The 15,269-nt window shown below is 70.1% G+C and carries 13 protein-coding genes; 5 read left to right on the top strand and 8 right to left on the bottom strand.

Features of this window, described 5'->3' with window-relative positions; genetic code table 11:
- Window positions 1–93 precede the first annotated feature (93 nt).
- Window positions 94–1,290 carry a GGDEF domain-containing protein gene (locus tag ABFX45_RS00710; RefSeq protein WP_109629962.1) on the top strand — a complete coding sequence of 399 codons (1,197 nt, stop codon included), beginning with the start codon at window positions 94–96 and terminating at the stop codon, window positions 1,288–1,290.
- 75 nt (window positions 1,291–1,365) lie between these two features.
- On the opposite strand, the gene ABFX45_RS00705 is transcribed toward ABFX45_RS00710, so the two are convergent.
- Entirely contained in the window at window positions 1,366–2,517 is a 1,152-nt protein-coding gene (locus tag ABFX45_RS00705) for an AI-2E family transporter (protein ID WP_109629958.1), read from the bottom strand.
- Window positions 2,518–2,595: 78 nt separating this feature from the next.
- Between ABFX45_RS00705 and ABFX45_RS00700 the strand changes: the two genes are divergently transcribed.
- The 3 genes from ABFX45_RS00700 (at window position 2,596) to ABFX45_RS00690 (ending at window position 8,878) form a co-directional block, all read left to right on the top strand.
- Complete coding sequence (locus ABFX45_RS00700) at window positions 2,596–4,773, top strand: translocation/assembly module TamB domain-containing protein (RefSeq protein WP_109629955.1); 2,178 nt, start codon at window positions 2,596–2,598, stop codon at window positions 4,771–4,773.
- 150 nt (window positions 4,774–4,923) lie between these two features.
- Complete coding sequence (locus ABFX45_RS00695; protein ID WP_109629950.1) at window positions 4,924–5,679, top strand: hypothetical protein; 756 nt, start codon at window positions 4,924–4,926, stop codon at window positions 5,677–5,679.
- Between the two features lie 187 nt (window positions 5,680–5,866).
- Entirely contained in the window at window positions 5,867–8,878 is a 3,012-nt protein-coding gene (locus ABFX45_RS00690; protein WP_346126840.1) for a chaplin family protein, read from the top strand.
- A 97-nt stretch (window positions 8,879–8,975) separates the two neighbouring features.
- On the opposite strand, the gene ABFX45_RS00685 is transcribed toward ABFX45_RS00690, so the two are convergent.
- From ABFX45_RS00685 to ABFX45_RS00660, 6 genes are read right to left on the bottom strand one after another with little or no spacing between them, the layout of a single operon-like run.
- A complete protein-coding gene (locus ABFX45_RS00685; RefSeq protein ID WP_109629942.1) occupies window positions 8,976–9,332 on the bottom strand; it encodes a nucleotidyl cyclase domain-containing protein in 357 nt (118 codons plus the stop codon).
- A gap of 9 nt (window positions 9,333–9,341) precedes the next feature.
- Window positions 9,342–9,935, bottom strand: coding sequence for a DUF998 domain-containing protein (locus ABFX45_RS00680; protein WP_346126837.1), 594 nt, complete (start codon window positions 9,933–9,935; stop codon window positions 9,342–9,344).
- On the bottom strand, window positions 9,932–10,363 hold the full coding sequence (locus ABFX45_RS00675; RefSeq protein ID WP_346126835.1) for a Clp protease N-terminal domain-containing protein: 432 nt from the start codon (window positions 10,361–10,363) through the stop codon (window positions 9,932–9,934). The genes ABFX45_RS00680 and ABFX45_RS00675 overlap by 4 nt, the downstream gene beginning before the upstream one ends.
- A 5-nt stretch (window positions 10,364–10,368) precedes the next feature.
- Complete coding sequence (locus ABFX45_RS00670; RefSeq protein WP_211337179.1) at window positions 10,369–10,581, bottom strand: helix-turn-helix domain-containing protein; 213 nt, start codon at window positions 10,579–10,581, stop codon at window positions 10,369–10,371.
- A gap of 39 nt (window positions 10,582–10,620) precedes the next feature.
- Window positions 10,621–11,337 (bottom strand): MBL fold metallo-hydrolase, encoded by a 717-nt coding sequence (locus ABFX45_RS00665; RefSeq protein WP_346126833.1) that lies wholly within the window; start codon window positions 11,335–11,337, stop codon window positions 10,621–10,623.
- Entirely contained in the window at window positions 11,328–11,798 is a 471-nt protein-coding gene (locus ABFX45_RS00660) for a GNAT family N-acetyltransferase (protein ID WP_346126831.1), read from the bottom strand. The genes ABFX45_RS00665 and ABFX45_RS00660 overlap by 10 nt, the downstream gene beginning before the upstream one ends.
- Window positions 11,799–11,845: 47 nt before the next feature.
- On the opposite strand from ABFX45_RS00660, the gene ABFX45_RS00655 reads away from it, so the two are divergent.
- Window positions 11,846–12,604: a PIG-L deacetylase family protein gene (locus tag ABFX45_RS00655; protein WP_109629922.1), complete on the top strand. Its 759-nt coding sequence runs from the start codon at window positions 11,846–11,848 to the stop codon at window positions 12,602–12,604.
- A gap of 211 nt (window positions 12,605–12,815) precedes the next feature.
- Here ABFX45_RS00655 and dnaB read toward each other — a convergent pair whose 3' ends face one another.
- A complete protein-coding gene (gene dnaB / locus ABFX45_RS00650; protein ID WP_407656867.1) occupies window positions 12,816–14,774 on the bottom strand; it encodes a replicative DNA helicase in 1,959 nt (652 codons plus the stop codon).
- Window positions 14,775–15,269 lie beyond the last annotated feature (495 nt).

The following is a 15,269-nucleotide window of genomic DNA, read 5'->3' as shown; positions in this document are numbered from 1 at the left end:
AACCCCCAGGTGGCCGTCTTCTGCCGAACGGAGGAATGTGCGACGCTCTCCGGGTTCGGGGCAGCGCTCCCGGTTGGGGGGAGGGCAATACAGGTGCGGGACTGGCCGGTGTGGACTTTGCGGCGGCCCGCGCTCTGTTACTGGTTGATCATCGACCTGGCCGCTCTGGTCCTCGTCACCTACGTGATCATCTCCACGCCCACCCCGTCACCGTCCGAAATCGGCCGTTTCGCCGCCATCGCCGGCACCGCGGGCGCCGTGATCATCGCCAGTTCGATCTACAGCCACCGCCTGGGTGAGACCGAGCGCAACCCGTGGGCAGCGCACCTCTCCTACCTGACGGCGGGCATCCTCGCGCTGCCCCCGAACCTGATGGTCCTGCTGCTCTTCGGCCCCGCGCTGCACTGCCTGCTGGCGCAACGCCCGGAGATGTACCGCTGGTTGTTCACGCTCAGCGCCACGACCCTCGCCGTCTTCGCCACCCGCTACCTGCTCGGCTGGGCGGACTCGCACGCGAGCCTGCTGATCATGGTCTTGGGAGCCACCGTGCTCCTGGCCCTGCGCGCGGCCCTGATCTCGGTCGGCCTGAAGCTCCGCCGCCCGGCCGCGACCTTCGAGGAGAACGTCGGCGAACCCATCGACGTGGTCCTCGGCATCGTCGCGGTGTCCATCGGTGGCCTCATGGGCTGCGTCGCGGAGTCCAACGCCGTCCACGCACTGATCGCGGGCCCGCCCCTGCTCCTGCTGGAACGCGCAGCCCAGCTCCCGCAGTGGCGCCGCTCGGCCCAGCGCGACGCCAAGACCGGCCTCGCCAACGCCGTGCACTGGGACAGTCGCGCCCGCTACGAGCTGACCAAGGCCTCGGCCCGCGCCCGTCCGATGGCCGTGATGCTGCTCGACCTCGACCACTTCAAGAAGGTCAACGACGAGGTGGGCCACCTCGCCGGCGACGCCGCTCTCGCCGCCATCTCGTTGTTGCTGCGCGGCACCGTTCGCCGTGGTGATCTCGTAGGCCGGTTCGGCGGCGAGGAGTTCGTCGTCCTGCTGCCCGAGGCCACGCCGGACGAGGCCGAGTCGGTGGCGGAACGGGTGCGCAAGGCCGTGGCAGCGCTTCGCGTGCCGACGATGGCGACGGACGGGAAGCCGCACGAGCTGCGCGGGCTGACCGTGTCGATCGGTGTCGCCACCACGACGCGGTTCGGCTACGAGCTGCCGGACCTGTTGGTGGCGGCCGATGCCGCGTTGCTCGCGGCCAAGGCGTACGGCCGCAACCTGGTCTCGATGGCCTAGTGCCGCGACAGCCAACCTTCACCGCGTCTTCACCGCTGACCGCCGAACACGGGGCAAAGGCCGCCTGCCACGGCACTAGAGCTCTTCGACCCGCTCGCTCTTGTCGTCCTTCGGCGCGGTGTCCTGCGGGTTGAGCACGTCCACCTTCTCCGGGTCCTCCTGCGCGTCCGCGTCCGACACCAGCGACCGGATCCCGGAGTTCAGCACCGCCAGCAACGGCACCGCGAGCAGCGCACCGGCGATGCCACCCACGACCAACCCGACGGCGATGGCGATCACCACCGCCAACGGGTGCAGCTTCACCGCGCGCCCCAGCAACAGCGGCTGCAGCACGTGCGACTCCAGCTGCATCACACCGATGAGCACCGCGAGGACCACCAGCGCGGCGATCGGCCCGTTGGTCACCAACGCGATCAAAACCGCCACGGCGCCCGTGAAGACCGCACCGATGATCGGGATGAACGCACCGAGGAACACCAACGCCGACAGCGGCACCACCAGCGGGACACCGATGATCGCCAGACCGATACCGACACCAACGGCGTCGACGACCGCGACCGCTGCCGTGGCACGCACATAAGAAACGAGAGAGCTGAACCCGCGGCGGCCGGCCACGTCGACACGCTTGCGCACGTCGCGAGGCACCGCACGGGTCACGAACCGCCAGATCCCGTCACCGTCGTGCAAGAAGAAGATGAGCGTGAACAGGGCGAGCAACAGCCCGGTCAGCACCTCGCCCAGCGTCGCGGCGGTGGTCAGCGCACCGGACGTGATCTCGGCCTGGTTCTCCTTGATCGTCTTCACGATCTCGTCGATGTAGTTCTGCAGCTGCGCGTCCGACAGGTGCGCCGGCCCGTCCTTCAGCCACTTCTGGATCGTGTCGAGCGAAGCGCCCACCTGCGTCTGCAGCTCGGGCAGACCGCGGGAGAACTCACTGATCACGAACGTCAGCACACCGCCGAGCACGCCGATACCGATGATCATCATCACGGTCGTCGCCACGCCGCGCGGCACCCGCCACTCGACGAGCTTCGCCACGCCGGGCGAGAGCAGGGCGGCGAGCAGGAGCGCGATTGCGACGGGGATCACGATCGAAGCGAGGAAGCCCAGCACGTACGCGACCACGTACAACGCGGCCACCACAACGACGAACCGCCAGCTCAACGCGGCACTTACCCGCAGCAGCAGTGGAACGCGGCTGCTGATCTCCGACTCCGGTGCGCTCACGTGCCTCACGTTAACTGTTCGGACCCTGGCGGACGCGGAACCTGATAGGGATGATCCGTTCGTCAGGGGAGGACGAAAGTGATCAAGCCGGAAGACTTGACCGAGATCGAACGCCAGGTCGCCGGATCCTATGCGGGCGGCACCGAGATCGACCTGACCGGACAGAGCGTCCGCGGCGAGGTGCTCACCGGGTTGCTGACCGGCATGTACCGCGTACCGCGCAAGGGATTGCCCGCGCTCCGACTGCGAAACGCGCGGATCACCGGCAGCTTCGAGCTCGAAGGCACCCGTGTGACGCGGGTCATCGACCTCACCCACTGCACGTTCGAGGAACCGCTGGACCTCCGGATGGCGAGGCTCATCGGGCTCCGGCTCCGCGGCACCCGCGTCCCCGGCCTGCAGGGCCGCAACCTCCGCGTCTTCAGCGACCTGGTCCTCGAAGCCGGCTTCACCTGCACCGGCACGGTCGACCTCACCGACGCCGCCGTCGACGGCACCCTCCGGCTGGCCGGCGCGGTGCTGAGGAGCGAGACGTCCCACGCTTTCCTCGGTGCTCGTCTCCGGGTGAGCGGATCCGTCCAGGCCATCGCGATGCGCGCCAACGGCGAGGTCCGGCTGAGGGGCGCGACGATCGGCGGCAGCGTCCACCTGGGCGGCGCGCGGCTGATCAACACAGGCAGGGACGCGCTGGAGGCGTCCGGCATCGTCGTCGCGGGCAACATCTTCTGCAACGCCGAGGGTGGCAGGTTCACCGCGGACGGCCGGGTGCTGTTCGACGGCGCGCGGGTCGGCGGGAACCTCGAGTTCACCGGCGCCAGGCTGAACTCCACCCACCGCGTCGAGAACCAGGTGCTGGTGCTGCCGCACGGACTGGCCGACGAGGCGGCGACGCTGGTGGGCGACCGCATCCGGGTCGAGGGCAACGTCGAACTGGACGACGGCTTCACCAGCACCGGCACGGTCCGGCTGCCCAACGCGATCATCGGCGGCTACCTCCGGCTGTCCGGCGCGGTGATCGGGCCGCGCGACGTCGCAGAGGAGCTCGCAGGTGACGTCACCAACCGCATTCCCGTCGCACTGCACGCGGACGGCATGCAGGTCCGCGGCGACGTCGAGGCCCGCAGCGCGGTCAACGGCGCGGGCATCCGATCACTGCCGTTGCAGACCTACGGCCAGGTGCGGCTGTCGAACGCGCAGATCCAGGGCAGCGCCAGCATGTCCGGGGTGTCGCTGCACGGGCCCGGCATCGACGTCCTGTTCGCCGACCGCCTGCAGATCGGCGGCACGCTCTTCCTGCGCGAGCTCAGGGCCAAGGGCTCGATCCGCCTGCAGAACGCGAACATCGGCTCCACGCTGGACCTCTCCGGCGCCGAGCTGACCCTGCCCCGGTTGCGCGCCAACAAGACGCAGAAGCCGTCGCTCGACGCCCGCGCCATCACGATCGGCAAGGACCTGCTGTGCAGCCGCGGGTTCACCGCGGTCGGCGGTGTGCGGATCCGGCTGGGCGAGGTCGGCAAGATGGCGACGTTCAGCGACTCGCACCTCGGCTCGAGCACCGCGGACATCGCGCTCAACGCGTACGGCCTCACCGTGCACCAGTTCCGCCTGCACATCCCCGCCGGCCAGCAGCCCAAGGGCAAGGTCGTGCTGAGCCGGTTGAAGGCGGTGTCGGTCACCGACGGACCGGGTCTGTGGGATGCGGAAGGCGGCGTGGCCGTCGACGACTTCGAGTTCGCCGGCATCACCGCTGATCCCGACGTGCCGGTGGAGACCCGGCTGAGGTGGCTGCTCAAGGTGCAGCCGGACTTCGCTCCAGGACCGTACGAGCAGCTCGCCGCCGTCTACCAGCAGGGTGGCGAGGAAGAGCTCGCGCAGAAGGTCCAGCTGGAGAAGCAACGCCGCCGCTACTCCGAGCTCGGCAAGGCCGGGCGGGTCTGGGGCGCGGTGCAGCGGTGGACAGTCGGTTACGGCTACCGGCCGTGGCTCGCGATCTGCTGGCTCGGCGTGTTCTGGCTGGGCGGCGCGCTCTGGTTCAACTGGCACCCGATGGTCAGGCTCAACAAGGACGAGGACCCGGTGTGGAACGCCTGGCTCCTCGCCCTGGACCTGCTGATCCCGATCATCGACTTCGGCCACGACGGGAAGTGGCAGTTCACGGGCGCGTCACAGTGGATCTCGTCCCTGCTCGTCGCCGTGGGCTGGGTGCTGGCCTCGACCGCGGCGGCCGGCGCGGCTCGCGTGCTGAAACGGGTTTGATCTTGGGCGGTGCGTTCACACGATGTAGTTAACCGAGTGCTCTGGGCGTGCATTCGGGGTGCCGGGACTGGCAGAGTCGCCGACGTCGACTTGATCACGTTGATCGTCGGCGAATCCCTTGAGCGCCACCGAGTAGCGAGGTTTCCTGCGTTGTTCTCCGCCGATCTGCGAGCGAAGACGGGAGCGAACGGCATCCGCCGGTTCGCCACCCGAGCGCTGCTCGCTGTCGGTGGTGCGATCGCGGGTACGGCCGTTGCCTGGGCGCTGACCACGTCTTCCGCGCACGCTGCGGAAGACGTGCAGCAGTTCGACGCCGTCACCAAGATCGTCTCTGTGGACGAGAAGCTGCCGGTCGTCGTCCCCGCTGCCGCCGCAGTGCACAAGATCGACGAAACGCTGCGCGCCGAGCAGCAGAAGGCTCGCGCCGCCCTGCCGGACGTGCAGGTCCAGACGACGGTCGAAAAGATCGCCGAGCGGATCCTGCCGCAGGTCACCAGGATCGGTCAGTCCCACGCCCCCGCCACGGCGCGGTCGATGGACGTGACGTTCCCGGAGATCCCGGCTCCCCCCGCCGATGCCGGACAGTCGCCGGCCCCGGTGGTCTCGCAGTTCACCGGTCCCTCCGGTGCCACGTGGACGGATCTGCTGGAGTCGGGCGACTTCGTCGTGCCCGTCGAGCAGCGTCCGTCCCTGCCCAGCAACCCGTTCCCGAAGCTGCCCGTCCCGGCCCCCGCGCCGGTGCAGTGCACTTCGTGCTCCGACGGTTCTGGTTCCGCGAACGGCGGCAAGTCCGCTGCTCTGGCTGCGTCCGGCACCCACGGCACCTCGGTGACGCGCGCTCTCGCGCCGTCCACCGACGAGGTGACCGTCACGCCGGGCAAGCAGCCCGGTATCAACCCCGACTGATTCCAGCGCGCGGTCCGCGGCAGCAACCTCCCCGGCTGTCCGGAAGTCGACCGTCGCGCTTTTCTTGCGCTCCTTCCGGTCGCTCACCGCGTGCGCCTCCCCCGGTGATGACGCGCCTTCCCCAAGCGCGTCCGGCCCCACCCCCAGAACCCCCGTCGTCGAGACGGGACATTTGGAAGGAGACCCAATGCAGACCTGGGCAAAGCGCGGAATCCAGTCCGCGTTTGTCACTGGTGGTTTGCTGATGCTCGGTACGGGCATCGCTTCTGCCCAGGAGAACGTCAACCCCGACTCAGCACCGTCGCCCGTTGACGTGGGCGTTTCGGTTCCGGTGAAGGTGGACCAGAACAACCTGGGCACCCCCGCCAAGAACCTGAACGTTCCCAAGATCGACCGCACGATCAGCACGGACCGCGTCACCAGCGCGGTGCCAGTCCGCACGGCTGCGCCCGTCGCCCACCCGCTGATCAAGCAGGCCACCGACCGCGTGCAGCTGGCTGCCGCGCAGGGCCTGCTCCGCGGCAACACGGTCCAGGCACACGTCGATGTGCCGATCCACATCTGCGGCAACGCGATCGCGGTCCTCGGCAACGCCGAGGCGGCCGGCGACTGCGACCAGGTGACGCACCGCGACGGCAGCATCGTCACCGACGGCGAAGGCCAGGCTCTCGCCGGCAACGTCGTCGCCGTCAACCACATCCTGCCGATCCAGCTCACCGGCAACGCGATCGCGGCGGGCGGCAACGCCGTCACGGCGACCGACGCTTCGCAGGTGTCGACGACCGGCGGCCCCATCACCACGAACGGTGACAAGGGCGCGGTCTCCGGCAACGTCGTGGCCGAGCAGGGCGCGACGCCGATTCAGATCACCGGCAACGGTGTGGGCGCGGTCGGCATCGCCGAGGCCAACTCCACCGCCGACACGTTCGCCTCCTCCGAGGGCGACGTCGCCACCAGCGGCAAGGACAGCTCGATCTCCGGCAACGCCGTGCCGATCCCGCTGGCTCCGCTGTTCGAGGTGAACGGCAACGCGGTCGCCGGTGCGGCCAACGCCGCCACCCAGTCGACGCAGACCGGTACCGCGTACGCCGGTGGCAACACGGCGACCGACGGCGACCCCGCCACGCTCGCAGGCAACATCGTCGAGCCCGCGCTCGCCGGCCCGATCACGGTCGACGACAACGCGGTCGCCGGTGGTGGCAACGCCACGGCGATCAGCGACACGACCAACGAGTCGATCGCGGGTGGCCAGAAGAACACCAACGGTGCGGGCTCCACGGGGTCCGGCAACATCGCCGACGCGCCGATCTCGCTGCCCACCGCCGTGGGTGGCAACGGTGCCGCGGTCATCGGCAACGCGCTGACCGACCACACGAACGACGCGACGTCGACCGCGGGTGGCCCCGGCTACACCCTGGGCGACAACTCGGTCCTGTCCGGCAACATCGTCGACGCTCCCCCGGCCACGGCCGTGGACGTGTGCGGCAACGGTGCCGCCGGCGCCGGCCAGGCGGCTGGCACCTGCGAGAACGACGTCAAGTCGGGTACCTCGGGCTACGTGGGCACGACCGGCAACGACTCGGTCGTCTCCGGCAACGTGGTGCAGACCCCGCTGGCCGCTCCGGCCGAGGCCTACGGCCTGGCCGGCGCGGCCGCCGGTTCCGCCACGGGTTCGGCGGACGAGACCAAGGACGTCCGCTCCGGCGGTCAGCCGAACACGGTCGACGACAAGGGCACGGTCTCGAGCAACGTCGTGACCGCCCCCACCGCGGCCGCGGCGCAGGTCTTCGCGGTCACCGCCGGTCTCGTGGGCAACACCGAGTCCGACACCTCGAACGACACGTCGGTCACCGCCGGCGGGGCCCCGAAGGCCACCGGCAAGAAGAGCTCGGTGTCCGGCAACATCGTCCAGGCCCCGACCTCGACGCCGGCCCAGGTCTTCGGCGACGGCGTCACCCTGGTCGGCAACAACTCGACCAACGGTGACAACGCCACCGACATGAAGGCGGGCGGCCCCGCCCACACCGACGGTGACGCGGGCTCGATCGCGGGCAACGTCGTGTCGGCTCCGGTCGCGTCCGCCACGCAGGTCCCGGGCTGGGCGGTCGGCGGCGGCGGCAACGTCGACTCCACCGTCACCAACGACCTCGACTCGGTCGCTGGCGGCGACGTCGACAGCAGCGCTGACGGCGGTTCGGTGTCCGGCAACCTCATCGGTGCGCAGGCCACCCCGTTCGTCCCGGCGCCCGGCAACTCGGTCTCCGCGGCGGGCATCACCAACTCCGACACGGTCACCGACACCAACACCGTGGCGGGTGGCGACAGCACCTCCACCGCCGAGGACGCCTCGGTCTCCGGCAACCTGATCCACGTCCCCGCGAACGCCATCGTCGGCTTCTACGCGAACGCGATCGCGGCTGCGGGCCAGGCCAACACGGTCACCGACAAGGTCTCGCACACCCAGGCCGGTGGCGACATGGAGACGGACGGCAGCGGCCCGCTGACCGCCCGCGAGATGACCGTCCCCGTCGAGGCGGCTGCCAAGGTCGCGCGCATTCCCGTCGAGGTCCTCGGCCAGGCGACCACCGCGGGCACGAGCGACGACACGCAGCTCACCGGCGAGGACCAGGGCACCCTGCGTGCCACCCAGCTCAAGGGCCTCGAGCTGCCCAAGGGCGTGGACAGCCTGCTCAAGGCCAACGAGGTTCCGGCGTTCCACGGCATCGACCAGCTGCCGGTGAACAGCCTGCCGAGCGTTGACGGCCTGTCCGCGATGGCCGGCCAGCTGCCCACCCCGGCGCTGCCCGGTGTCGCTCAGGAGCGCACCGAGCTGCCGACCGGCCTCGGTGGCGTGGCGAACCTGAACCCGAACGTCCAGGGTCTGCCCCTGGGCCAGGTGCTGGAGGCCGCCAAGGGCCTGCTCCCCGGTGCCGCCGCCGAGCGTTCGCTGCCGTCCCTCCCGGTGACCGCCCCGGCCCTGCCGGTGCCGGTGCAGCTGCCCGCTCTGCCGACCGAGCGCTCGCTGCCCGCTCTGCCGCTGGACGGCCCGGCCTCCCTCTCGGGTATCAACCTGAACCCGACCCAGGGCCTGGCCCCGAAGGCCGAGGAGCGCTCGCTCCCGCAGCTGCCGCTGGACACCCCGGCGCTGGCCATGATCGACCCGGCCAACCTGTTCCAGACGGTGACCGGCTCGCTGTAACACCCCGCAGTTGTAACACCCTCCTCCGGTAAGAAGCTGAGCCCCGGCGACACGACGGTGTCGCCGGGGCTCGGTGCCGTCCGGGGGATTTTCGCGTTCAGCGGTTCTCTGCGGTGGCGATCATGTCGTCCGGAGCGGCGTCACCGTCGCTCGTCACCCAGTGGATCTGCGGGCTGTCCCCGACGAGTTGCCTGATCAGCGACGAGATCGGCGAGCCGTCGCCGAAGTCGTGTTCGGCGAGCACGGCCAGGACCGCGTCGCCGTAGCGGGCGACGGTGAAGTCCGGGCGCAGGCCCGCCCGCAGTGCGCGGGCCGCGTCCAGCAGGGAGTCCGGACTCGTGATCAGGACGAGGGTCACGAGGGTGCCGCGCGTGCGGGCGCGGATCAGCGACTGCTCAAGGCGGTCGAGCAGCAGTGCGTGTCCGGGCAGGCCTGTGAGCGGGTCGTGCAGCACAGACCGTGTCTAGCCGAGGTCACGCCGGTTGACCAGCATTGCCGCGCCGAAGACAGTCAGCCAGGTGAAGCCGATGGCGACGGTGAGGCGTTGGAAGAGCCCGCCGAACTCCACCAGGCCCGGTGTCTGGGCGAAGGCGGCGCTGCTCAGGAGGAACATCGCGATGAACGCCACGCCCGACGTGATCGAGAAGCACGGGCGGAAGCGGCGAGCGAGAACGAAGCAGGCGAGCGGCCAGCCCACGAACGTCGGTATGGCGAACAGGTCGTGCACCAGGCCGTGCCAGGTGTACTCGGACAGGGCAGGGCTTCCCGGCGGATAGCCGCTGACCGGGTCGGTCGTGAAGATGCCGGAGCCGATCAGGCCGATGCCGACGGCGCCGATGAGCAGCGATCCCCAGAACCCGATGCGGGTGCCGATGGCGAACGCCACCACGAGCGTGCCGGCCACGATGAAGTTCGCGGTCTGGACCCAGCTCGCCAGCTGCAGCGAGCTGACCGGGTGGCGCAGGGGCGAGTAGTCCGGGACCAGGGCGCCGTTGATCAGGAACGTCAGGACGAAGAGCGGGCCCGCGATCACGCCGCAGAGCGCCAGGCGGTTCATGACAGACGGGCGCGCACGGCGGCCGTGTCGACGCCGAGGTGAGCCAGCAGGTCGGCGGCCGGGTCCGGCCGGTCGTTGGCGAGCAGAGCCAGGACGAACTGTTCGGCGGTCGGATGGACGGCCCTGCTTCGCGGGGTCGGTTTGATCGCGCGGAGCAGGGTGGCGCGGGCGGCCGTGGTCAGGGGCGGGCGTTTGGTCGCGGCGGGCACGACGGTCGCGGCGAACTCGCCGGTGTCGATGCCGATCGCGGTGAGCGCGGCTCGGTCGAGGCCTTCCAGGCCTGCACGGGCGGTGGCCAGATCGACGCCGAGTGCGGTGACGGCGGCCGGCTCGTGCAGCAGGCCGAGGAGCAGGTGTTCGGTGGAGAGGCGGCGGTCGCCCCTGCGTTGGGCCTCGGCCTGCGCGGCCATGATCACGCGAGTGCGCACCTGTTTCACGTCGTCCCCCTGTACTTGGCGTGCACGGACTGACGGGACATGCCCAGCGCGTCACCGATCTGTTCCCACGACCAGCCCTGTTCCCTGGCGCGGGCCACGGAGACCGCCTCGACGTGTTCGGCGAGGCGGCGCAGTGCCCCGACGGCGCGCAGGCTGGTCGCGGGATCGACGGAGTTGATCTGACGCGTGAGCTCGTCCACGTTTGTCAGGCTAGGCTGACAAACGTGCGTCGTCAACGTGGACTGACGTCAGCCAAGTGCGTAAACGTCACCTTCGGAGGCGGCGAAGATCTCTCCGGTGAACTCTGCGCGCGCTGCGGCCACGGCCGCGAACCGGTCGTTGCCCGGCCAGAAGTGCGTGAGCATCAGACGACGGGCCCCGGCCTGCCGCGCCCACGCTCCCGCTGCCGCCGACGTCATCAGCAGGCCGGAGGTGTCGCCGGGCCGGTCGGTCGCCTCGACGATGAACAGGTCCGCGTCCCCTCCCAGCGCGGACAACGCCGGCGAAGGACCGGTGTCACCGGTGTAGGCGAGGACACGGGACGACTCCAGCCGGACGCCCGCGTTCGGGACGAAGTGCGGCAGGTCGACCCCGGTCAGCCTGAACGGTCCGACATCCCACGAGCCCGGCAGCTCGAAGACGTCGAAGACCTCGTCCAGTGGCACGTCCGGTTCGAGACCCTGCACGGTGCCGAGCACCCCCGGCGGGCAGTACAACGGCAACCGCCCACGCCGTCCGTAGTGCTGCATCCGGAACAAGCCGTGCAGGTCAGCGCAGTGATCGGGATGCTCGTGCGTGATCACCACAGCATCCGGCCCCTCCGGCCACAGCTCCAGCAACCGGGGCAGCGTGCCGTAGCCCAGGTCCAGGACGACCCGGAAGCCGGACTCCTCGACGGCGAACCCGCTGCACGCCCGCCCCGGCTCCGGGTAGGCGCCGCAGCTGCCGAGAACCGTCAGCCGCACGACTTGCTCAACAGGATCCCACGCGGCCCGAACCCCGACGCCGAGTAGAAGCCGACGGCGTCCTCGTTGGTGGCGAAGATGCCCGCGAACACGACCGAAGCGCCGTGAGCCGCAGCCACCTCTTCCGCCTCCTGGACCAGCGCCGCACCGACGCCCTGTCCGCGAAAGCCGTCCAGCACCACGGTGTGGACGTCGGCTCCGCGGCGCGGCACCAGGATCTGGTGGTCGGGCGGCGGTGGCAGCAACACCACCTCCGCCATGCCGACCACCTCGCCCGCCACCTCGGCGACCGAGATCAGCGCAGAGCCGACGACCTCCTCGAAGTGCCGCTGCACAGCGGCGGCATCGGGAACGCGAAAGACGTCGGGGTCGAGCTGGACGTGGCGTTCGGCGTTGGCCAGGCGCAGCCGGACGAGGGCGGGCACATCCCCGCGCTCGGCCGGTCGGAGGTGAGGGCTCACCTCACTCATGATCCACGCGAAGCCCGGAAAGCCGGAAGGATGGCCGCATGACCCTGCCTGCCCTCCCCGAGGAGTCCTTCCAGCGCGTGCTCTGCGTCGTCGCACACCCGGACGACATGGAGTACGGCGTGTCCGCGGCCGTCGCCCGCTGGACCGCCCGCGGCATCGAGGTCGGCTATCTCCTGCTCACCCGCGGCGAGGCCGGCATGCCGAACCCGCCGGAGGAAACGGCACGCCTGCGCGTGGCCGAGCAGCAGGCCGCCTGCGCCGTCGTGGGCGTCAAGCACCTGACCGTCCTCGAACACCCGGACGGCGTCCTCGTCCATGGCCTCGACCTGCGCCGCGACATCTGCCGTGAGATCCGCCGGTTCAAACCGGACGTCGTGCTCGGCACCGGCTATGAGATCGAAACGCCGTTCGGCTTCGACCAGGCCGACCACCGCGCCGCCGGCCTCGCAACGCTCGACGCGCTGCGCGACGCGGGCAACCGCTGGATCTTCCCGGAGCAGATCGACGACGAGGGCCTCGAACCGCACTCCGCGCGCTGGTACATCGTTCCCGGACTCCCCGGTCACGGCGCGACCCACGGCGTCGACGTCACGGGCGAACCGCTGCGCCGCGGCATCGCCTCGCTGGAGGCGCACGCGGAGTACCTGGCCGCGCTCCCGGACCACCCGGCGCCGGCTGACTTCATCCCGAAGTTCGCGGCGATGAGCGGCAAGGCGATGGGCGTCGAGCACGCCGTTCTGTTCCGCGCTCACGACCTGCAGGCTCCGCCGGAGTTCTTCACGGAAGAGGCGGACTGAAGCCGCAGAGGATCGGTCGGGGCATCCGCCGGACCGGTACTGCGACGAGGCCGTTTCGGGCAAGGTGTAGTGCTCGACCGCGCTGGCTGTCGACCAGCACGGCGGCTGCCAGGTGCTCACCACGCTGGGCGACGAACAGCACAACAAGCACCTGCACTGGCACGTCGCTGTCGGCGACGGGGTCGCCAGGTTCGTGCCACGCGCCTGAGCGCTAGGCCTGGGCCAGGTCGGTGAAGCGGCTGTAGTGCAGCTGGTGCGCCACGGTGATGGTCGCGGTCGGGCCGGCACGGTGCTTGGCGATGATCAGGTCGGCCTCGCCCGCGCGCGGGTCGTCGCGTTCCCACGCGTCCGGGCGGTTGATCAGGATGACCATGTCGGCGTCCTGTTCGAGGGAGCCGGACTCGCGGAGGTCGGACAGCATCGGGCGCTTGTCGGTTCGTTGCTCGGGGCCGCGGTTCAGCTGGGAGATCGCGATGACCGGGACGTGGAGCTCCTTGGCGATCAGCTTCAGCGAGCGGGAGAACTCCGAGACTTCCTGCTGGCGGGACTCGGACTTCTTGCCTGAGCTCATCAGCTGGAGGTAGTCGACGACCATCAGCTTCAGGTCGTGGCGCTGCTTGAGGCGGCGGGCCTTGGCGCGGATCTCCATCATGGTCAGGTTCGGGCTGTCGTCGACGAACAGCGGCGCCTCGCTGATCTCGCTCATGCGGCGGGCCAGGCGGGTCCAGTCGTCGTCGCTCATCTTGCCGCCTCGCATGTCGCCGAGGCGGATGCGGGCCTCGGCGGAGAGCATGCGCATGACGATCTCAGTGCGGCTCATCTCCAGGCTGAAGATGGCGCTGGTCAGGCCGTGCTTCACCGAGCACGAGCGGGCGAAGTCGAGGCCCAGCGTCGAGTTGTGGGTCGGGATCATCGTCTTGCCCGCGAGGTAGAGGTGGTCGTGGTTGTCGACCTCCACGCACCGTACCGGCACGGACGCGACGGGGCGTACCGCGACGATCTCCACCTGGTCGTGCCGGCCCAGGCCCGCGATCAGCTCGTCGACGTCGCGGCGCAGGCGGGCGAACCGGCCGTCGATCTGCAGTGCCGCCAGCAGTTCCTCGCGCTGCTTGCGGGAGGCCCGCAGGTACGCGGCGGGGATGTGCGGGTCGTCGGCCAGGTCCAGGTCCTTGGCCACGCGCAGCTCTTCGTCGGTCAGCTCCAGGTCGCCCAGGCCGGACAGGAAACGACCGAGCGCGCGCGGGGACAGCGGCAACGAGGCGGTGGGCAGCTCCCACGCCGCCGACATGCGCACGAACACGCGGCACACGCCGACGCGCTGGAACAGCTGCGCGGTGGTGCGGATCGCCCAGAAGCCGCCGGTCTCGCTGCACGACTCCGTGAGCCACTGGTGCTCGGCGTCGGCCACGATCACCGCGCCGTCGGAGAACTCGACCTCGAAGCACGGGCGGCCGGTCATCACCTCGGTCGCGGCGACGACGCGCGTCGGGCGGCCGTCCGCGCCCATCAGGAAGTCGCCGACCGAGACCGAACCCATGGTGGTCCAGCCCGAGGGCGTGGGCAGCGGGGTGTCGAGGGCCAGCGCCTTGCCGACACCGGGACGGGCGGCGACGATGATCATCTGGCCGCCGTGCAGGCCGTTCGTCAGCTCGTCGAGGTCGGCGAAGCCGGTCGGGATGCCCTGCGAGATGCCGCCGCGCGACGCGATCGCGTCGATCTCGTCCATCGTCGGCTGGAGCAGGTCTTCCAGCGCCACGTAGTCCTCGGTCGTGCGGCGGTCGGTGACCTCGTAGATCGCCGCCTGTGCGCGGTCGACCACCTCGTCGACGTCCGCGCCCTCGGCACCGTTGTAGCCGAGCTGCACGATGCGCGTTCCCGCCTCCACCAGACGGCGCAGCACCGCCTTCTCGGCCACGATCTCGGCGTAGTAGCCGGCGTTCGCGGCCGTCGGCACCGTCGCGATCAACGTGTGCAGGTACGGGGCGCCACCCACGCGCAGCAGTTCGCCGCGGCGCTCGAGCTCGGCGGAGATGGTGATCGGGTCGGCGGGCTCGCCGCGGCCGTACAGGTCGAGGATGCAGTCGTAGATCGCCTGGTGTGCCGGGCGGTAGAAGTCGTTGGGCGCGAGGGCCTCGATGACGTCCGCGATGGCGTCCTTGGACAGCAGCATGCCGCCCAGCACCGACTGCTCGGCTGCGAGGTCCTGCGGCGGCTGACGCTCGAATCCGGGTTCCGCCATACCCCGGTCGTCCACCAGCGCCACTGCCAAATCACCCCTGCGAAGAGTCGAGAGCCGGTGTCTGTCCCCTAGTTGTACAGCGCGACACCGACAATTCCGGGCGGCCACGCTGTGCGATGGTGATCGCCCGAGTCGCGACGCTAGAGGGACCCGTCCGGAGCAAGCAAACCAGCGTGTGGATCGCCCTGTGGACAACTGGGGGACAACCTGTGGATGGTTGCCCACAGGGGTGGAGCCGCTGGGGACAACCTGTTGACAACCGGTGGGGTGACGGAAATAACCGCAGCTCAGACGCTGTGAACAACATGTGGAAAAAGTTGTGCGCCACAGCCTCGGCGTGTCGCGAGAATCCGCCTCTTCGGCGTGTCGCGACCAGGCCGGGCACATCGGTTATCCACAGGACGTGGACAGGGCGGTGCTGGGCCG

This window comes from Lentzea roselyniae, assembly GCF_039537795.1.
GTDB classification, from domain to species: Bacteria; Actinomycetota; Actinomycetes; order Mycobacteriales; family Pseudonocardiaceae; genus Lentzea; species Lentzea atacamensis.
The sequence above is the reverse complement of the archived record's forward strand: the minus strand, read 5'-3'. Positions and strand labels throughout refer to the sequence as shown.